At 54.2% G+C, this 20089-nt stretch carries 17 protein-coding genes; 9 read left to right on the forward strand and 8 right to left on the reverse strand.

Annotated features, from left to right (window positions below; translation table 11 throughout):
- Nucleotides 1-28: 28 nt before the first annotated feature.
- Nucleotides 29-4087 (reverse strand): CheR family methyltransferase, encoded by a 4059-nt coding sequence (locus B051_RS22020; protein WP_018478998.1) that lies wholly within the window; start codon nt 4085-4087, stop codon nt 29-31.
- A gap of 257 nt (nt 4088-4344) precedes the next feature.
- Here B051_RS22020 and B051_RS0114820 point away from each other — a divergent pair, with 257 nt between their 5' ends.
- On the forward strand, nt 4345-5385 hold the full coding sequence (locus tag B051_RS0114820; RefSeq protein WP_018478999.1) for a chemotaxis protein CheB: 1041 nt from the start codon (nt 4345-4347) through the stop codon (nt 5383-5385).
- A 228-nt stretch (nt 5386-5613) separates the two neighbouring features.
- A complete protein-coding gene (locus B051_RS0114825) occupies nt 5614-5883 on the forward strand; it encodes a hypothetical protein (RefSeq protein WP_018479000.1) in 270 nt (89 codons plus the stop codon).
- Nucleotides 5884-6114: 231 nt separating this feature from the next.
- Here B051_RS0114825 and B051_RS22025 read toward each other — a convergent pair whose 3' ends face one another.
- Both B051_RS22025 and B051_RS0114835 read right to left on the reverse strand, forming a co-directional pair.
- Nucleotides 6115-6555, reverse strand: a complete 441-nt coding sequence (locus B051_RS22025) for a hypothetical protein (protein ID WP_018479001.1) — start codon at nt 6553-6555, stop codon at nt 6115-6117.
- A gap of 310 nt (nt 6556-6865) precedes the next feature.
- Complete coding sequence (locus B051_RS0114835) at nt 6866-7138, reverse strand: hypothetical protein (RefSeq protein ID WP_018479002.1); 273 nt, start codon at nt 7136-7138, stop codon at nt 6866-6868.
- Between the two features lie 268 nt (nt 7139-7406).
- Between B051_RS0114835 and nuoL the strand changes: the two genes are divergently transcribed.
- The 4 genes from nuoL (at nt 7407) to B051_RS0114860 (ending at nt 15016) form a co-directional block, all read left to right on the forward strand.
- Nucleotides 7407-9638 (forward strand): NADH-quinone oxidoreductase subunit L, encoded by a 2232-nt coding sequence (gene nuoL / locus B051_RS0114845; protein WP_245539637.1) that lies wholly within the window; start codon nt 7407-7409, stop codon nt 9636-9638.
- 219 nt (nt 9639-9857) lie between these two features.
- Nucleotides 9858-11597, forward strand: coding sequence for a complex I subunit 4 family protein (locus B051_RS0114850; RefSeq protein ID WP_018479005.1), 1740 nt, complete (start codon nt 9858-9860; stop codon nt 11595-11597).
- Between the two features lie 3 nt (nt 11598-11600).
- Entirely contained in the window at nt 11601-13115 is a 1515-nt protein-coding gene (locus tag B051_RS0114855; RefSeq protein WP_018479006.1) for an NADH-quinone oxidoreductase subunit N, read from the forward strand.
- Between the two features lie 8 nt (nt 13116-13123).
- Entirely contained in the window at nt 13124-15016 is a 1893-nt protein-coding gene (locus tag B051_RS0114860; RefSeq protein WP_026236428.1) for an amidophosphoribosyltransferase, read from the forward strand.
- Nucleotides 15017-15175: 159 nt separating this feature from the next.
- Here the strand turns inward: B051_RS0114860 and B051_RS0114865 are convergent, their stop codons facing one another.
- On the reverse strand, nt 15176-15376 hold the full coding sequence (locus B051_RS0114865) for a hypothetical protein (protein ID WP_018479008.1): 201 nt from the start codon (nt 15374-15376) through the stop codon (nt 15176-15178).
- A gap of 109 nt (nt 15377-15485) precedes the next feature.
- Between B051_RS0114865 and B051_RS0114870 the strand changes: the two genes are divergently transcribed.
- The 3 genes from B051_RS0114870 to B051_RS0114880 all read left to right on the forward strand — a co-directional run bounded on the left by B051_RS0114870 (nt 15486) and on the right by B051_RS0114880 (nt 17168).
- Nucleotides 15486-15941: a GNAT family N-acetyltransferase gene (locus B051_RS0114870; RefSeq protein WP_018479009.1), complete on the forward strand. Its 456-nt coding sequence runs from the start codon at nt 15486-15488 to the stop codon at nt 15939-15941.
- A 219-nt stretch (nt 15942-16160) separates the two neighbouring features.
- Complete coding sequence (locus B051_RS22850) at nt 16161-16427, forward strand: hypothetical protein (protein WP_245539638.1); 267 nt, start codon at nt 16161-16163, stop codon at nt 16425-16427.
- A gap of 72 nt (nt 16428-16499) precedes the next feature.
- Nucleotides 16500-17168, forward strand: coding sequence for a hypothetical protein (locus B051_RS0114880; protein WP_018479011.1), 669 nt, complete (start codon nt 16500-16502; stop codon nt 17166-17168).
- 94 nt (nt 17169-17262) lie between these two features.
- On the opposite strand, the gene B051_RS0114885 is transcribed toward B051_RS0114880, so the two are convergent.
- Genes B051_RS0114885 through B051_RS0114900 form a run of 4 tightly spaced genes read right to left on the reverse strand, consistent with a single transcriptional unit; the run spans nt 17263 to nt 20030 of the window.
- Nucleotides 17263-18012, reverse strand: coding sequence for a hypothetical protein (locus B051_RS0114885; RefSeq protein ID WP_018479012.1), 750 nt, complete (start codon nt 18010-18012; stop codon nt 17263-17265).
- A 5-nt stretch (nt 18013-18017) separates the two neighbouring features.
- Nucleotides 18018-18401: a GntR family transcriptional regulator gene (locus tag B051_RS0114890; RefSeq protein WP_018479013.1), complete on the reverse strand. Its 384-nt coding sequence runs from the start codon at nt 18399-18401 to the stop codon at nt 18018-18020.
- Between the two features lie 14 nt (nt 18402-18415).
- Nucleotides 18416-19192: a hypothetical protein gene (locus tag B051_RS0114895; RefSeq protein WP_018479014.1), complete on the reverse strand. Its 777-nt coding sequence runs from the start codon at nt 19190-19192 to the stop codon at nt 18416-18418.
- Entirely contained in the window at nt 19176-20030 is an 855-nt protein-coding gene (locus tag B051_RS0114900; RefSeq protein ID WP_018479015.1) for an ABC transporter ATP-binding protein, read from the reverse strand. The genes B051_RS0114895 and B051_RS0114900 overlap by 17 nt, the downstream gene beginning before the upstream one ends.
- Nucleotides 20031-20089 lie beyond the last annotated feature (59 nt).

The following is a 20089-nucleotide window of genomic DNA, read 5'->3' on the forward strand; positions in this document are numbered from 1 at the left end:
TTTTATGCGTCCAGGGGAAGGTTATGCTTTAAATACCGAAGCGTATACTGACTCTCGTGCCTTCTGTTGAGGAGGCCAGATCCAATGTGCCTCCCATCAACTCTACCCTGCTCTGCACGCTGCTCAGGCCCATGCCCTTGATTTTCAGTAAATCCTCTTCAGCCATGCCACCGCCGTTGTCCTGCACGGTCAGCGTGACGATTTTCTGCTTGCAGGTCAGTACCACAGATGCCTCTGTTGCCTGCGCATGCTTGACGACGTTGTTCAGCAACTCCTGAACCATGCGGTACAGCGACAGTTCGATGAGGTAATCCTTGCGGTCGTCAAACCCGCTGATTTTGCAGGTGATGGTTAGCTCCCGGCCGCTCAGTCCGGGGCCGCTCAGTCCGGGGCCGCTCAGTCCGGGGCCGCTCAGTCCGGGGCCGCTCAGTCCGGGGCCGCTCAGTCCGGGGCCGCTCAGTCTAGAAACCATCTCTTGTATGGCCACCTTGAGGCCGTGATTCTTCAGAACGGAAGGCGTGAGCTCAAAGGAAATCTCTCGGGTAACCGTGATGCTCTCCTCCAGCAGTTTGTCGATTTGGTTCAGTTTCTGCTTCTGGCCATCCTCCTTCATTTTCAGCTGCCCCAGGTTCAGCCGGGTAGCGTATAGCAGCTGCCCCAGGCTATTGTGCAGGGCCTCCGATATACGGCTTCGCTCGGTCTCCTGGGTTTGCAGAATGGCAGTCAGAATTTCGCGCTGCTGAGACAGGCGCAAGTCAAGGTTGGTTTCTTCCATGTCCTTCTGGTGCTGAATGTCTGTGGCAGTACCAATCCATAGCGTAATGTAGCCGCTGTCGTTGCGGATAGGAACGACCTGGAGCAGATGCCAGTTGGGCTTGCCGTCTGTGTAGCGGCGAATCCTGGCCTGGGTACTCAGGATGTTGCCTGCATCCAGCGCATTCTTGAATTCTTTCTCTATACGCTTGTGGTCTTCAGCGTGGATAATGTCAAGCCACCTGAGGTCCTGCAATTTGGTGGCAGAGTTGCCCGTATACTCCAGCCACAGGTGGTTGTAGGTTTCTACGGTGCCATCTGGCAAGTGTGTCCAGGCGATGTGCGGTATAGCCTCAAACAGAGTCTTGAACCGCTCAGAGCTAAGCCGGATTTTTTCTTTTTGCTGTAGCAACTGCTGCTCGTAGCGTTTGCGTTCTGTGATGTTGTGCAGCGTCAGCACCAGGCCATCGTCAAACTTTACAGCCACCAGGTGCAGCCAGCACTCCTTGCCTTTATTTATCTGCAAATGTTCCAGGTCCAGCATCTCGCCTGTTTCTACCACATGCACAAACTGCTCGAACAGGCTGTCCAGCAGGCTCGGCCATTTTTCCCAAAGCGATTTACCGACCAGGCTATCGCCTGTACTGCCGAGCATCTCCTGCGCATTCACGTTCAGGATGCTTATCCGGAAGTCGGTAATAGCATGGCTGCGGTTACGGATGGCAGACAAAGTCAGTATGGAGTTGGGAGAGCTGTCGAAGATGCCGGCATGCAGCAGCTGCATGTTTTTGAGCTCATGAATCTTGATGAAAATGATGATAGCACCGTCTATCTTCCGCTCCTGCGTAATGTAGGGCAGAACGCGCATCTGGTACCAGACCCCGTTCCTATCCTGCATCTCCTTTTGGATGGTGGTGTTGCTCGCTATCACGCTGCGCACATCCTCAATCAGGTGCTGGTACTGCAGGTTGTTGGAGATTTGGTAAATGGAGCGGCCTATGTCACTTTCAATCAGGTTGATGAGCTGGGTGGCAGCCGGTGTGTATTTCCGGATAATCAGCTGATGGTCTACAAATATCTGCCCGATGTCGGTGCTGCGGAAATAGTTGTTCAAGTCGTCGTCGAGCTCCATAAACGCCTTGATTTTGTACTGGTGCTCCGTATTGATGGTGTGTAGCTCCTCGTTCAGCGATTGCAGCTCTTCGTTGGTGCTCTGCAGCTCCTCGTTCGACGACAGCAGCTCCTCGTTGGTGCTCTGCAGCTCCTCGTTGGAGGTTTCGAGCTCTTCCACCACGGCCTGCAGGTCATCTTTGGTGTGCTGCAGCTCCAGCTCCAGCTCCTGTATCTTGTGCTCGTAGTAGTCTTCGCTCAGCATCACCACATCTTCCTGTTCCAGCATGGTGCGTGGCTGGTCTTCGTTGAAGAGTACCAGTATGAACTTCTGGTACAGTTTCCGGTCAGACAGGTATGGCTTCACCACCACATTGATGTAGCGCAGGTTGTTGCCATGCCGTACCTGCACCCCGAAAGCGGCTACTTTCTCTTTGTCGCGTATGGCTTTGCGCAGCAGCGTGCCCAGGTTGATGGCCAAATCTGGGGGCACCAGCTTGAGCAGGTTGAATGTGAAATTCTGTTCCGGCAGGTCCATGTAGTTTTTGAACTTGCCCACCCCGTGCAGAATGTCGTAGTGCTCGTCCACGAACACGGCCGCATAGCCCTGCTCCTCCAGCATGGCCTCGTTGAGCAGCTCTGAGAAGTTATGCTGTACCTGCTTCTTTGCGTTGATGTCACGGTATTGCATCACGTTGGTGGTCAGGTTATGCTTGTTGAGGTCATTGCCCGAAAAAGCGTCCATGCTGAGGGAACGAGCCGGTACCGTGTTGCGCCAGATTTTCCATTTCTTACTTACCTCAGTAAAGCTCCTGAGGTCGCCGATACTCTCGCTGGAGCCCAGAAACATATAACCTCCCAACAGCAGCGAGTAATGGAACTTCTCAATCACCTTCTTCTGCAGCAGCGGGTTGAGGTAAATGAGCATGTTACGGCAGCTGACCAGGTCCATTTTGCTGAAAGGCGGGTCGTTAATCACGTTATGTGGCGCAAAAATCACCATCTTGCGAATACGCTGCGACACCCGGTACTTGCCTTCTTCCTTTATAAAAAATTTCCGCAAGCGTGCTTCTGGCACGTCTGTCAGGCTGTTGGCCGGGTATATGCCCTTCCCGGCGAAATCCAAGGCTTCACGGTCTATGTCGGAGGCAAATATCTTCACCTCCATGTCCTGATGCTCCCTGTCCAGGAATTCCCGTATCAGAATGGCGATAGAGTAGGCCTCCTCGCCGGAAGAGCAGCCAGCCACCCAAACCCGTAGCTGCCTGTTTTTGTCTTTCTGACTGACTAGGTCCGGTATGACCTGGCTTTCCAGTATTTCGTAGGCCTCTTTGTCCCGGAAGAATTTTGTGACCCCAATCAGGAACTCCTTGCTCAGGGACTCCACTTCTGTCGGGTTCAGGTTCAGGTAGTCAAGGTAATCGGTCAGATTGTCGAGGTTGTTGAGCGCCATGCGCCGGCTGATGCGGCGGATGATGGTAGGCCGCTTGTAGTTGCCGAAGTCAATGCCCATGCGGTCGTGCACCATATCCAGAATCATGGTATAAGTGGACTCTGCGTCACCATCGGCCAGCAGGGCAACCTTATCGGCTATGGGCGTGACTTTGACATAATTGAAAATCTCCTGGGGCATTAGCTCCGGCGGCAGTATGAAGTCGGAATACCCTGTGTTAATGGCATTGGCCGGCATACCGTTGAACTTGGCCGTCCCGGGGTCCTGCACAATCACCATTCCACCGGCTTTCTTGATGGCCACCACGCCCTCCGTGCCATCCGTACCCGTGCCTGATAGAATCACGCCAACCGCTCTGAAGCCCTTGTCGGCTGCCAGTGATTTGAAGAAGGTGTCGATGGTTCTGGTGCTCCCGTTCTCGGACTTGCTGGATAGCTTCAGACGGTTTTTCTTGATGGTGAGCTTCTGGTCGCTTGGTATCACGTATACCTTGTTCGTTTCCACCAGCATGTCATCCTTGGCTTCCAGTACCTCCAGGACAGAGTGCCGCCTCAGGAGTTCAGTCAGGATGCTCCGGTGCTCGGAGGAAAGGTGCTGGACGATGACATAGGCTACGCTATCGACGGGAACATGGCTGAACAAGGCGTCCATTGCCTGCAGGCCACCGGCCGACGCGCCTATACCTACCACAAAGGTATCTTCGCCTTCTGGCTGCTGTGCCTGCTGCTTGCCAGTTGCTTTCGCTTTTTTATGTTTATCAGATGTTGCCATGTTGGGTGCAGATACTACAACTTATACGTGAGTATTTATACAGTCCGCTGTAATTTGACCAAGTTACAGTTTTAGAAGGCAAGATAGCGTAATCCGGGCTGTTTTCAGTAGAAGCAGCAGGTATGGCCTAAGTACAAAGCCGGATAAGGGACAAGGAATGCGCAGCATGGGAATTCTCTTGTTTCACGCCATATAACCAACACCTGCTGCTTCGGCACGTAGACTTACTGACCGCCTAGACAAACTGAAGCTACCGTATGGCTGGAAAAGAATTCAAAATAATCGTAATTGGCACCTCGGCAGGGGGAATGCAGGCACTGACCAAGCTGCTTGCAAAACTTTCGGACGACCTGAATGCTGCTATTCTGGTGGTGCAGCACCTGAGCGTCGACTCATCGGTCAAATTTTTAGTGGACCGCCTGGGCCAGCATACCCGGCTTACCTGTAAAGTAGCCGGCAACGGTGACGCGATAGAGGCAGGCACCCTATACATGGCACCGGCAGATAAGCAGATGCTCATCAAGGGCAGCGAACTGCTGGTAGTGCGGGGTCCGCGGGAAAACCAGTTCCGGCCAGCCATAGACCCGCTGTTCCGGTCGGCTGCGGCCTACCATGGCCACAACACGATTGGGGTGATACTGACAGGCTATATGAGTGATGGCGTGATAGGTATGGAATCAATCAAGCGCAGTGGCGGCACCACCGTGGTGCAGCACCCAGACGACGCCGAACATGCCGCCCTGCCCCAGAATGTGATGCGGCAGGTCACGACGGATTACATCGTTTCTCTGGATGAGATGGGGGAGTTGCTGAGGGAGCTTTCGCAGCAGCCGGCCTCCGATTCAATCACAGTGCCTGCCGATATTTGGAAGGAAGCTCAGATAGCAGAACGTGTTATGACGAACAGCAACATGACCAGCATTGAAGATTTGGAGGCCACCGGCAAAAAATCATCTTACAGCTGCCCCGAATGCGGCGGCGGGCTTTGGGAGTTCACGCAACCCGGCACCGTGCCCCGCTTCCGATGCCATACCGGCCACGCTTATACCCAGGACTCCCTCCTGCTGGGCATGTCCAATGCGCTGGAGGAGACGCTTTGGGTAGCCATGCGCACCCTGGAGGAGCGCCGCAATATTTTGCTGCACATGTCGACGAACGAAGCGGACAAAGGCAACCGGCGCTGGGCTACCATGCAGGAAGACCGGGCCGAAGAAATGAAGGTGCACATTGAGCGGCTGCGGGAGTTACTCACCAAGACTGCCCTCGCTGATGATGAGCACATGGGCGAGGCCAGTTAGAAAGATGCCTAGAGTGGGGGCGTGTACTGATTCGCTTTAGGAAATCTCGGCTGATAGATTAATAGACACTTGTAATAGAGAATGACAGACTAAAAATAATACCTCTCTAAGTAAACCTAATTTTCATGCTTACGTAAAGGCAAGGTTATTATGCATAGTGTAGGCAGAAATGGATAGTAATTGTCCTTGGGCCGCAGTTTGCAAAGTCTATTTACCTAGTTACAGAGTATGGATGAGTTTTTATTGTTTAGCCGTAAGCTGAGTGTTTGCGATTTTATTGTTTTGACTGAGGCTGACGAAAGCAGAACCTATTGTCGATTCTATTCGAAAGGCCTTTACCAGGACAGGATGTTTATCTCGGATGAATCTGTGAAGGATACCCTAACACGGCTCAGCAGCGAGGAAGATGTGATTGACTGGAATGGCGTCCAAAACCTCCGCAAAAGATATTGCGATGCGCCGGCAAGCAACATAGAAAGCGCCTTAGGGCAGCGCTAATGCCTACCCTATTTCCCTGGCTATACCTATACCCCTTCCTGAAAAAGAAAAGGCTCCCCGAAGGGAGCCTCACTTAATTATAGAAGAAGGTATCCGTCTGACATCTTCAACTTTTAGCCGCTCTACTGTCAGCAAAAAGTATGCCTAATTGGTTGTATGCCGCTGGTTACGAGCGCTTAATTTATATTTTCTGTGCCTCATAAACTTGGCGAATGAGGAAGATATTACTGCTTATGCCTGCCAAGCCAATGTGGCGGAAGAGGGGGCTGACTCCAGCCACGCCAGGGCTGACGCTTTGTCAGAAAATGATTGTATGTCATAGGTCAGCTGCAGCGCTTTACTGAGCTCTTCCAACTGGCTCTTGATTGCCTGCTCCCTTGCTGAATCCAGGGACTCTACCCGCGCCAACCGTTGCAGCCGTGTGCCCATCAATTCTTTGGCCAGCGCCAGCGACACGGCCTGCGACTCCTCTGTACTAGCAGCGATAGTCGCCTGACTAGCATCCAGTAGCAGGTTCTTCACATCGTAAATCCGAATCACTTCGACCGTCTTTGCCAGAGCGCGCTTTATCTCAGGAAGATATACCTGCTGCATGTCCGGCCACACCAGCTCAACCACGTCATTGGCAGGTGAATAGTCTAGTCTCACTACACTGTCTTCGTATAAAATCATCTTTCTAAACTTGTGTCTTTCGACCCCAGGCAGTGATGGGGGCTCTTGTACTAACACCAAGCTTAAAAAATAAATTGCATAAGCCGCAACCTTATTCTATTCAATACGTAATTGCGCAGCTTCATTTTGGAGTAAGGTGCACAATGCCATAGAGTTAGGTTAGACAAAAAAATGCACGACAGCCCAAGAATATAAGTATGCAGGGAAAGGGGGCAGGGCTTAGGAGGAAAGAGGTGCCGGTAAAATGCAAGAAGAGAGGAAACTTCCGCTCCCTCTCTTCTTTTATAGGTCAGATGTGAAATAGACTCGCTTACTTGTCGCTTTCGTAGCCAGCCAGTTTAATCATCTTGTTGTAGTTACCCAGTAGCAGGAAAGACGGTGCCCACTGTCCAACGAACAGCGCCTCTTCATCCTTCTTCATTATCTTAAGTGTGGCTGAAATCGCCATAGAGCCTAATGCTGCCCATAAGAACACGTCAGATGGTAACTTGGATGTATATTTCTCGATGGCTGCGGCAACTGGCCCTTCTTTGTGCTGGGGGTTTGCGCGGTCTGCTTTCGCTTTTAATTCATTCGCGTCCATAGTTTTTCTTTTGTTTTAAATGGTACAATACCCTTCAGAACGAAATAGACATTTCTAAGTTTTCAAAAAATGAAATTTCTTGTTTCTGCTGGCCCCCAAACTCAACGTCAAAACCCTTCCACAGGGCAATGGAGGCAGTATTGAACCGATACCCGATGAAGGGTAGAGCCACAGGCAAATGCTACGGAGTGTGTCGCAGGCGCTGTAAACTATTAAGTATAAAATTAAAGCAATATACTTAACTTTGGCCGCGAGTGGGAGAGGCGCCTTGGCATGCCGTTCCCATACCTTCGACCGAACCTTAACCACAGCCTATACCTTGGAGTTATCCGCACTTCTGGAGCCATTGGCCGGCACCCCACAGACCACGCTGGCAGGGCTGGTGCTGCTGCTGCCGCTGCTGGGTTTCGCAGTGCTCTATCGTTGGGGGAGATTCCTGCCCCGGCAAGGCGACTGGCTGGGCATCGGCATCACGGGAGCCGCTTTCGCGCTTTCGCTATACCTGTTTACGCAGACCTGGAACATCACTACCTTCCATAGCCGGTCAGTCTGGTTCAGCCTCCCAACCCGCTCTGTGGCCGACTTCACGGCAGGCATTCTGCTCGACAACCTCACGGTGCTGATGCTGGTCATCGTCACGTTCATCTCCTTGCTGGTGCAGCTCTTTTCGGTGGGTTACATGCGCGGCGACGCGGGCTACAGCCGCTACTTCGCCTACCTAGGCTTGTTCACCTTCAGCATGCTAGGCATCGTGCTGGTAGACAACCTATTGCTGCTCTTCATGTTCTGGGAACTCGTTGGCCTTTCGTCTTACCTGCTCATCGGCTTCTGGTACGAGCGCCCTGCCGCCGCTGCGGCGAGCAAAAAAGCCTTTTTGGTGAATCGGGTCGGTGACATTGGCTTGTTGCTCGGTCTCTTCTCTTTCTATACCTATTTCCGGACGTTTGACCTGGAGGCGCTGCGCACCCTGGTAGGGGCGGGGGAGTGGCTGAACGGCGGTTTTGTGATAAGCTATACCTTGAACGGGCAGCCCTGGCTGGTGGAACTAAGTCCGCTTTTCCTGACGCTGGCGGGTTTGGGGCTGTTCATGGGTTGTGTGGGCAAGTCGGCGCAGTTCCCGCTGCAGGTCTGGTTGCCCGATGCCATGCAGGGCCCGACACCTGTTTCGTCGCTCATACATGCGGCCACCATGGTGGCCGCCGGGGTATACCTGCTGGCGCGTTGCTACGCCTTTTTCACCCCTGATGCCCTGACGGTCATCGCCATCATCGGGGCCATCACGGCTTTGCTGGGGGCCCTGGCGGCGCTCACGCAATACGACATCAAGGCGGTGCTCGCCTTCTCGACCATCTCGCAACTGGGTTACATGGTGATGGGAATGGGTACGGGCGCGCACGATGCTTCGCTCTTTCACCTGACTACGCACGCGTTCTTCAAGGCGGCGCTTTTCCTCAACGCGGGTATCCTCATTCACGCCATGCACCGTGGGCTGCACCATACGCACCAGCCGACCGACGTGGATGCGCAGGATATCCGGAACATGGGCGGGTTACGCAAGGCTATGCCATTGACGTTCTATACCTACCTGTTGGCGGCCGCCGCTTTGGTCGGATTGCCGCTGTTCTCCGGTTTTCTTTCCAAAGACGCTATTCTGTCGGGCAGTTGGGCCTGGGCACAGACGATGAGCGCAAATGGCAACAGCCTCTATTTTGCGGTGCCGGTCATCGGGTTTGCAGTGGTACTGCTCACGGCCTATTACATGGGGCGGCACCTGTGGTTCCTATTCTTCGGGAGTTTCCGTCTGCCATTTGATGTGCAGGCGCTGAGGCTGAGTGTGCGGCAGGAAGTGGAGCGGGTGATGCTGTGGCCGGTGGTCGTGCTGGCTGTACTCTCGCTTGGAATTTTCTTCTCTGGCAACCCGCTTAGCTTCAGCAGCAGCTGGCTCATGCAAGGCATTGGTTTGGACGCCCTCACGACGGATGGCGCTTTGCTAGCCAACCGACTGCTGCAGGCTGTAGCGGTGCAGGATGCCGCCAACCACACCGCCCATTTAGTGATTGGGGTTTTGTCAGCCTTGCTAGGTGTAGCAGGTATAGTACTGGCCATGGGCAGGTATAGGAACAGAAGCAGCGAAGCCCTGCTGGCAGAGGAACCGAAGGGAAGCTTCGCCCGATTATCCTACAATCACTTCTACCTGGATGCCCTGTATAGCCGGACGCTGGTGCAGCCGGTGCTCTGGATGGCCCGCATGCTCTACCGCGTGGACAAGCGCGTGATTGACTATACCCTGGAGTATGGCAGCAAATGGCTGGTGGTGTTCTCCAAAATAGTGAAGTGGTTTGACACGTGGGTGGTAGATGGCAGCGTGTGGTTGGTAGGGTCCCTGATGAAAGTGCTGGGCGGCATCGGGCGGGGCCTGCAGAACGGCAAGGTACAGTCTTACTACGCGTACTCCCTTTTCGGATTTATTTTGATAATGCTATACATCATCCTGAATTGATGTTAATTTCGCAATCCGGATAGAGAGGGGGGGCGAAAGGAACCGGGAGGCGAGACCTCGCTGCTGCTGTCTTCGCTAGCAAACGGAAGTTTTGATTTCCTGCATTTGAAATCCGAGACAGCTAGGGCTTTGCAACTGCGAGAAGAAGAAAATAACATAACAAGGCAAATTCGGTAGTTCCCGAACTTGGCTACACGGTACTGGTATCGAAACAATTTGATGGATTTTATACTTTCCGGCCTTATTTTCACCCCTTTGCTGGCAGCGCTCTTTGTGCTGCTGCTGCCCATCCGTCTGCAGAAGCCGATGAAGGCGGTGGCGTTGGCGGGCACGCTGGTGCAGCTGGCCCTGGCAGTGTGGCTATACCTGCGGTTCGATGGGGCGGCTCCGGCCAATGGGCATACTGGCTACCAATTCGTGCAGAAGCTCGATTGGATAAGTTTCTCGCTGGGCAGCCTGGGGCGTTTCCAGATAGAGTATTTCGTGGGTGTGGATGGGGTGAGCATCAGCATGGTGCTCTTAACGGGTATAGTCGGCGTCATCGGCGTCATCTCCTCCTGGACCATCACCCGGAACGTCAAAGGCTACTTTCTGCTCTACCTGCTGCTCATGACGAGCGTGATGGGCTGTTTCCTAGCGCTGGATTTCTTCCTGTTCTACCTCTTCTTCGAGTTCATGCTCCTGCCCATGTATTTCCTCATCGGCATCTGGGGCGGACCGAAACGCGAGTACGCGGCGCTCAAATTCTTCATCTATACCTTGGTAGGCTCGCTTTTCATCCTGATTGTGATGATTGGCCTCTATACCTCGGTGATAGACCCGCAGGCTACTGCCAATCAGCTGAACCTGCAGGGTATGGCCACAGACCAGAACAGCATCCGGCAGGTGCAGCAGATGCTGCAGCAAGGCGTGTTGAGCAGTGCTGATTTGGTGCGTACCTTCAACATACCCGCCATGATGGAACCCGCCAATTTCATTCCGGGGAGCCTGCTGCACGTGCTGTCTGGAGTGACGTTGTTTGATTTGCCGATTCGCTTTGTGGCTTTCCTGCTGGTGTTCGCCGGCTTCCTGATAAAGGTGCCTTCGGTGCCGGTGCATACCTGGCTGCCCGATGCGCACGTAGAGGCGCCCACGCCCATCTCGGTGCTGCTGGCGGCCATCCTGCTAAAGGTGGGTGGCTATGGCCTGATTCGCATTGTATACCCGATTTTTCCGGATGCAGGGGCCTACTTCTCCATTTTAGTCGGCGGGTTGGGCGTGCTTTCCATCATCTATGGAGCACTTTGCGCCCTAGCCATGAACGACCTCAAGAAACTCATCGCTTACTCTTCGGTGTCACACATGGGTTTTGTGCTGCTGGGCGTGGCCTCACTGACGGCCGAGGGGGTGAACGGCGCCATCTACATGATGTTCAGCCACGGCATCATTTCGGCCATGCTCTTCCTGGTGGTGGGCGTCATCTACGACCGGGCCCATGACCGCATGATTCTCAACTTCCGGGGACTGGCCAAGCGCATGCCGGCCTATACGGCCTTTGTGGTGGTTGCTTTCTTCGCTTCGCTCGGCCTGCCGGGTTTTTCTGGGTTTATCGCGGAGTTGCTGGTGCTGCTGGGTAGCTTCGGGGCGCCGGAAGCGACAGGCATGCTCCCGCGCTGGCTGGCGGTAGTGGCGGTGTTCGGTATCCTGCTGGCGGCGGCCTATTACCTGTGGGCGCTGCAGCGCATGTTCTTCGGCAAGTATTGGATTTTCCCGGAGCTCCGCGAGAAGGCCAACCTGTCTGATTTGGATTTCCGGGAGTACCTCATGCTGGTGCCCCTGGCTATACTGGCGCTGCTCTTCGGCATTTTCCCGCACCTGCTGCTCGACAAGATTGGCGTGGCCGTAACCGGTTTCACAGAACTGGTGCTCCTCAACGGGCAGGAGCAGTTGCAGTTGGTTTTATCCTCGATTATACCTTAACGCGTGGAGGAGCAGGCCGCATACCTTTCCCAATCCATTGACCGCATCCTGGCAGGTGCCGGGTCGCTTTTGCCTGAGCTGCTGCTGGCCTTTTTCTTTCTGGTGCTCGTCACGCTGGACCTCTTCAAATCCCATACCCTCAAACGGCTGCTGCCCTGGCTGGCGCTCACCTGCTTTTTCTCAACCCTGGTCGTCCAGATACTGGGCGGCTATACCTCCGGCGGCGTGCAGTTCCTGAACCTGCTGCGCTCCGACGGGCTGGCCCGCTACACCGGCATCCTGTTCAGCCTGGCCGGCATCTTCACGGTGCTGCTCTCGTTGCAGAACAGGCGGCTCGAAAATCTGAAAGAGGGGCGGGGCGAGTACTACGGCCTGCTGCTGATGCTGGTGCTGGGCCTCAACCTAATGGCCAAGTCCGTGAACCTGCTCATGGTGTTCCTGGCCATCGAGGTGGTGTCCATCGCTTCCTACATCCTGACGCTCACGCTCAAAAACGAAAAACGCGCCGTGGAGGCTGGCCTGAAGTATGTGCTGTACGGTACGCTGTCGGCCGGTGTGATGCTCTACGGGATGTCGTTTTTCTACGGCCTCACCGGCTCCTTGGATTATACCTTGGCCAGCTTTTGGCAGGCGCTGCTGGAGGCGAGCCCGCTGATGGTGACGTTGGCGGCGATTCTCATCTTCGCTGGATTTCTCTTCAAGATTTCCGCCGCTCCTTTTCACTTCTGGGCGCCCGATGTGTACCAGGGTGCGCCGATGCCGGTGGTGGCGCTCTTCTCCACCGGTCCTAAGATGGCGGGCATCATCGTTATTCTCCGCTTCGTGGCTGCCTTCGCAGACCCTACCTTGGCAGGTTCTTTTGATGACATACTCCTGTTCCTGGGTATAGCTGCCTTGGCGACTTTAGCGGTCGGCAACCTGACGGCTTTGTGGCAGCGCACGCCGCGCCGGCTCATGGCCTTCTCCTCGGTGTCGCATGCCGGCTTCCTGCTGATGGCGCTGCTGGCCTTCGGCTCCAACTATACCACCAGCGTGCTGTTCTATATGTCGGTGCTGCTGTTCATGAACTTTGGCTTGTTCCTATACCTGCAACTGGCTGAGGACGAGTGGCAGGTACAGACGCTGGAGGATTTCCGAGGCCTGGGATTCAAATCTCCCTACGCCGGTGTTTTGGCGCTGCTTTTCCTGCTTTCGCTTACGGGGCTGCCGCCGCTGGCCGGCTTCATGGGCAAGCTGCTCGTGTTCAGCAACGTATGGGAGGCCTATACCTTGTCGGGTCAGGAGTTGCTGCTAGCCTTGCTGGTGGTAGGCATTCTGCTCACGGGTGTGGCGTTATTCTATTATATCAAAATACCTTATTACCTTTTCCTCAAAAGGAATCAAACTGCAGAAAATTTAGTTATTTCACTGTCGAATAAGCTGCTGCTGGGGCTTTTCGCTTTGCCGCTGCTGGTCCTGTTCTTCAAACCCGACCTGCTGCTGCACTGGATTGAGAGATTACTGGCACAGACACTTTAACAGCATCCATGAGCGATTCAATTAAGCACGAATGCGGTATAGCCTTAATCAGGCTCCGAAAACCAATCGAGTACTACGTTGAGAAATACGGCACTCCCATGTATGGTGTCAACAAGTTGTACCTGCTCATGCAGAAGCAGCACAACCGGGGCCAGGATGGGGCAGGAGTGGCCAGCATCAAGATAAACGCCGGTCCGGGCATGGAGTACATCAACCGGTTCCGCTCCGTCAAGACCCGCGCCATCGACAGCATCTTCGGCAAAATCGGCAAGGAGTTCAAGAAGCTGAAGGAGAACCATCCAGAGCAGGCAGAGGACACCAACTGGGTATGGCAGAACCTGCCGTTCCTGGGTGATGTATACCTGGGCCACCTGCGCTACGGCACCCACGGCATCAACAGCGTGGACAACTGCCACCCCATGGTGCGCGAGAACAACTGGCGCAGCCGCAGCCTGGCCGTAGCCGGTAACTTCAACATGACCAACGTGGACGAGCAGTTCCGTAAGCTGGTGGAGTTAGGGCAGCACCCCAAGCACAAGACCGACACTATCACGGTATTGGAGAAAATCGGCCATTTCCTGGACGAGGAGAACCAGACACTGTTCGAGACCTACAAAGAAGACTTCACCAACAAAGAAATCACCACCCTTATTGAGGAGAACCTGGACCTGCAGCGTGTGCTCAAGCGTGCCTGCAAGGACTTTGACGGCGGTTATGCCATGGCAGGCCTGACCGGTTACGGCGCCTCGTTTGTGGTGCGCGACCCGAACGGCATCCGTCCCGCCTACTATTATGTAGATGACGAGGTGGTGGTCATCGCCTCTGAGAAGCCTGCCATCAAGACGGCTTTTGATGTGGACTACAGCGCCATCAAGGAGATTACGCCGGGCCACGCCCTGATAGTGGACAAGGCCGGTAATCCGCAGCTGAAAGAGGTACTGCCGCAGCTGGAGAAAACCTCCTGTAGCTTTGAGCGCATCTATTTCTCGCGTGGCAACGACCCGGAGATTTATGAGGAACGCAAGAACATGGGCCGCCGCCTGTGCCCGCAGATATTGGAGGCCGTTGACTTCGATTTGAAGAACACGGTTTTTTCCTACATCCCGAATACCGCCGAAACCTCCTGGCTGGGTATGATGAAGGGCATTGAAGACTACCTGCGCACCTACCGCAAACAGGCCATCCTGAACCAGGAACTGACCGAAGAGCAGCTCGACGATATCCTGCAGTTCAAGCCGCGCGCCGAGAAGCTGGTTATCAAGGACGTGAAACTGCGCACCTTCATCACTGACAACGACAGCCGCGATGACCTGGTGACGCACGTGTACGACACAACCTATGAGGTGGTGAAGAAGGGCATCGATACGCTGGTGGTGCTGGACGATTCCATCGTGCGGGGCACAACACTGGAGAAGAGTATCATCAAGATGCTGGACAAACTGGAGCCGAAGAAAATCATCATCGTTTCCTGCGCCCCGCAAATCCGCTACCCCGACTGCTACGGCATTGACATGTCACGCGTGAAGGAGTTTGTGGCTTTCCGCGCCATGCTGGCCCTGCTCAAAGACCGCAACCTGTACCATAAGGTGGACGAGGTATACGACAAGTGTGTGGCCGCGCAGCATACGCCGGAATTCATGGAGACCAACTTCGTGAAGGAGCTATATGACCTGTTCACGGCCGATGAGATTTCGGAAAAGGTGTCGGAGATAGTGAAGGCACCGGATGTGCATGCGGAGGTACAGGTGATATACCAGCGTATAGAGGACCTGCACCTGGCCTGCCCGAACCACAAAGGCGATTGGTACTTCACGGGCAATTACCCGACGCCGGGCGGTACGCGCGTGGTGAACAGAGCCTTCATGAACTTCATCGAGAACAAAGCGGTAAGAGCCTACTAGGCTATACCGTCCACGATAGCAAAAGCCTGCCCTTTCAAAGGGGCGGGCTTTTTTTGTTCAGGGTTTACTGCGATTGCAGGTTTCCAGCGTGAAATGCTCTATTGTAGCTCCTGCCAGGTATAGCACATCCGGCAAAAAAGAAAAGTGAAGGCCGTTGAGTTACTTGCTCAAATCCAACACGGCCATGACGGCAAAGGCGATGGTGCCGCCGTAAATGGCGACTTTGGTGGTGGTAGAGGCTTCGGCCAGGAACGCGGTGTGTCTGTTCAAGGGTATAAGGCCCATCATGCTGAGCGACAGGTATAGGAACAGGGCCAGTGGTATCAGGTTGAACAGCACTTCCAGAATATCTTGCCACATAGGAGTAAAAGAAGGTGAACCCAGGTATGGCGCAAAGGTAGGAATAAAAGCGCGCTGCCGTATCTTTGCCGCGAAGACTGGTCACAAATCACTATACCTACACACCGCCATGGCACTCACCAAAATCTGCAAAGCCTTTCAGGAACTCACGCCTTACGAACTGTACGACATGCTGCGGCTGCGGAGCGAGGTGTTCGTGGTGGAGCAGAATTGTGTCTTCCCTGACATGGACGATAAGGACCAGCAATGCCACCACATCCTGTTCTACAACGAGGAGAACGTGCTGGTGGCGGTCTCCAGACTCGTGCCGGCAGAAATAGCGTACCCAGATATGATGTCCATCGGGCGCATTGTGACGAGCCAACTGGTGCGGGGAACGGGCGTGGGCAAGCAGTTGGTTCAGATGTCGATTGATGAGTGCTACCGCCTGTTTGGGAAAGGTCCCATCCGGATTGGGGCGCAGTTGTACGCGAAGAAGTTCTACGAGAGCTTTGGGTTTGTGCAGTCGAGCGAGGTATACGACGAAGACGGCATCGACCACATCAAGATGGAGATGCAGGCGTAGGGAACTTGGAAGTATAGTGTTTTTTTATATCTTGTTTGAAAGTTCCTCCATGGCATGAAAACAAGATTCCTCTGTCAGTTTGGTTTCCTTATAGCAGCCTTGTATTGTCTTACCGGCTGTGTAGAAAATCAGGAAGACTTCATCAGCAAATACTGCCCCGGGTCCTGCACAGAGGTAAGCGGAAGGGTAGTGCGCGCAAACGGCCAACCTGTTAAAGGTATGCAGCTCACAGCCACCTGGAAGAACCTTCGGACTTTTTATGAAGGGATGGGCGGAGCTACCCGAAAAAAAGCGGTAACCTATACCGACGCACAAGGGAATTACACCCTGCGTTTTCTACTTCGGGATGATGAAATGGAAGACGGTTATGTCGTTATCAACCCTCAAGTGACAAACTGCCCGAACCCGGAATGCTACGCCTATACCCTGTATTGGGATGAGTTGAAGCGGGACACCACCTATACCTATAACATCGAGTTGCCCTAAGGTATAACAGGACTCAAAAGTCTGCCACCAGGTGTGTGCTATACTCAGTATTCCCTTCAGCCTTCAAACCCTATGATCAAACAACTACAAGCGGCTCTGATTTTTCTTTTTGTGACGACTGTTGTGCAGGCCCAGCAAAGCAGGCCATTGGGCCAGCGCGTCGGGCTGCAGCTGAGCAGTGCTGCACCGATAGGGGAGTTTGAGAAAATACGCTTTGAGGATGACTACCCTCCCTTCGCTAACAGCGGTTTCCAGCTCTCGGTGAACTATGCCCGTGACATCAAGCCAGGTATAGCCTTGGGCGGCACGGCAGGCTGGCGACGCAACCCCTTCTACATGGACAGGTTTGTGGCGGAAGACGACGCCCTGGTGCGGAGCAAAGAAGCGACGGCGTGGCAGACGGCCTTTGCGCTGGCGGACGCCTACCTGCAGATGCGGGGGAGCAGCTTCTTCGGGTATGTCAAGGGTTCGCTGGGCGGTGCTTTCAACGAATCGCCGCGCGTACATATCGAGACGGTTTACGGCCCCGTGACCCGCACCTCCGATTCCGCCTTCTCTCTGGCGGGCGGGTTGGCTTTCGGCTTGGGTGTGGAGGCACAGCGCATCGGGTTGGGGATAGAAATCGGCAGTCTCCTCACCAAACCTTCCCTGGAGGTGTCCGATGCCAAAGATGTGAGCATGCGCTACCGGCAGACGATGCGCACCATCAACGCAAGCTTCGGGGTGTATTATAGCCTTTAGAGCTGTGGGTTTGGGAAGACGAAAAAGAGGCAACCTGCGAGCAGGCCGTTTCAGGCGCTACTTGCTGGTTGCCGCGTGATAAGTAAAGCACCGACTACTTTTTCAAGGCGGCTATGGATGCGCCGGATATACGTAGCTGGGCACTGTCGGAGAAGGTATAGCTGAGCTGCGGAATGGCTACATTCTCCAGCACGAGTATGCTCCCGTTTCGGATGTCCAGGCTAGCCTGCTGCAGTTTGTTGTTTGGGGAAATCTGTAGGGTAGGCTCGCTTCCGTAGCTGCTGCCAGATGTAACCTGAAGGCTTTTCAGGGCATTATTCTCCAGCTTCACCAGGCTTCCATTGTCCAGTTCAAGCGAAAGGCTATCGAGCTCGAGTCCCGCCAGTGTCACACCATAATAGTCCATGTAACGCATTTTATCTTTCTGCCATGTCTCTTCCTTACCATTCATGGTATGGATAGCGTCTGCGCGAACCAGCTTCACATGCGGCGTTCGGATGACGAGGTGGTGCTCCCCCTGGTTCCCGCTGATGACTTTGGTCTGCTCCGTCAGGGCAAGACGGATGTGCAGGCGCTTGCCTGCCTGTGACACCTGCACCCTGTCTTCCATCCCATTTTTCAGGTATACCTCATGCCTGTCTCCCTTCTCAATCCTTACCTTCAGCATATCAGCAGGGTATACAACAATCTCATCGAAGTCTTGGAAGGACAAGAGGCTGTGGTTGCCCAATGGGTCTTTGTAAGCGCCTGTGTCATATTCTGATTTCAGGGCCATGTTATACGCCGCTAGGGAGCACAGGAGCACCACCAGCGCGGCTAGCAAAAGCTTGTTACTAGTCTTCATTTTTTCTATCTCGTTTCTGATTCAAGGTTTTGTGCTATGTAAGCTTCGTAGCGCTGCTGTATCTCGTCCAGGTTTATGTCCAGCAGGAAGAGGTTGCGGAAGAACTCCGGCAGGTCCTGTTGCAGGAAGCGCTCCTTTTTCAAGGCCTTCACTTTTTTGACCGCATCGGGCGCCACAAAGAAGCCGATGCCGCGCTTGTTGTAAATCACCTCCTGGTTCTGTAGCTGCTCGTATGTGCGCATCACCGTGTTGGGGTTCACCTGCAGCGCCACCGCCAGTTCCCTGACCGAAGGAACTTTGTCGTCTGCGGTCCACTTGCCCAGCAGAATCTGCTCGCTCACATAGGCGGCTATCTGCAGGTATATCGGCTCGTTGTCTTTGAATTCCATGGTTTCCCTCCCTTCTATACCTGCTTCTCTTTTAACTTGAAATAGGCCGCCGCCCAAAGCATCACCACCAATCCTATTGAAGCGACCCATTGCAAGGGCGAGTCCTCACCCTGCAGGCCAATCGTGAACAGTTGCCTGTCTTCCAGGAGCTTCACACCCCCGAAAGGTATAGCGGACTGTATGTCATGGCCCAGCAGCGCCTGGAGCAGCAGTTTGTTCAGCAAGAGCAGCACAAAGAAGAAAACGAACAGCAGAAAGGCGGTTTTGATGAACTGCCCCTTTTGGAAGAAGATGCCACCAACCAGGGCCACCGCGTTCAGAAACGCATACATTAGGAGCATCTGAGGCAGGTTGCTGTTCTCCCCAAAAAGACTGAACATTTCTGCCTCTCCACTGCCATCTCCAACCGCACCAATAACCACAGCGGCTATCAGGTAGAAAGTTGGAATGTAGGCCAACAGGAAAGCAGGGAATGAGAAAACCCACCCAACCAGGAATTTCTCCAGCGACGAAGCAGGGAGCGTCAGGAAGGCAATGGCTTTTTTGGGGTTGCCCAGGTTGGAGAAGACGGTGCTGGTGAACACCGTGCCTGCCCCCAGCAGGAACAGCATGAAGAACAAAGATTGCAGCTTGGCATCGAGCTTGACGCCCCATACATACGTCAGCATACCCAATATCAAGGTCAGGACACCCGCCAAAACGGCCAGCGCCATCAGGTAAGATTTGTACTGCTCCGATGCGTGTTTCCGGAACAACAGGCCGAAGCGCCGGAAGCTAAACTGATTTTTCATATACCGGTGTATGAAGGGTTTGAATGATGGATTTGTCGCCGCTTGTGATGGCGTTGAAGAGCAGTTCCAGGTCCACTTTGCTGTAGGAGCCGGTCAGGTTGGGCTGTATCACATGCCGGCCACGCAGCGACTCCTCCTGGTACAGCACGTCCATCCCTTCACTCTCAGCCAGCGTTGTGAAGGTGATTTTCTCGGAGATAGCGTCAAGCGACTGATTCAGCACGATGTTGCGGTCATGCAGCACGAGCAGGGTATCAATGAGGCTATCCAGGTCGCGCACTTGGTGCGTGGAGATGACGATGCAGCGGTCCTCGGTGAGGGCGGAGGCTATCACGCGGCGGAACTGCACCTTGGAAGGTATGTCGAGTCCGTTGGTTGGCTCATCCAGCAGGAGCAGGCTGGCGTTGGTGGCTAGCCCGAAGGCGATGATGGCCTTTTTCTGCTGCCCGTACGAGAGTTTGTCCAGCACGGCATCCTGCGGCACATCAAACTCGCTGAGGCAGCGGTAGAAATCCGCTTCGCTGAACCGGGGGTAGAAGAGAGCGGTGCTGGCCACGAACTGCCTTGCAGTGAGCGCCGGCAGGTAGATTTCTTCAGGTATGAAGAACAGGTCCTCCAGCATGGCCGGGTAGCGCTTGCTGGCCTCATAGCCGTTCACCTGGCAGCTGCCTTCCTGCGGGAACACCAACCCGACCATGTTCTTGAGCAGCGTGGACTTACCGGCCCCGTTCTTCCCGAACAGCCCGTAGATGTGCCCCTGCCGGAGCGTGAGGTTCAGGTTCCGGAAAAGAGGTAATCTTCTGCTATACCCGAAGCTAAGGTTCTGGATATGTATCATGTGATGCTTGTCTAGTGTATTAGTTGCATAGTACACTACAAATGTAAGTATGGTTAGGA

The organism is Pontibacter roseus DSM 17521, assembly GCF_000373265.1.
In the GTDB taxonomy this organism is placed as follows: Bacteria; Bacteroidota; Bacteroidia; order Cytophagales; family Hymenobacteraceae; genus Pontibacter; species Pontibacter roseus.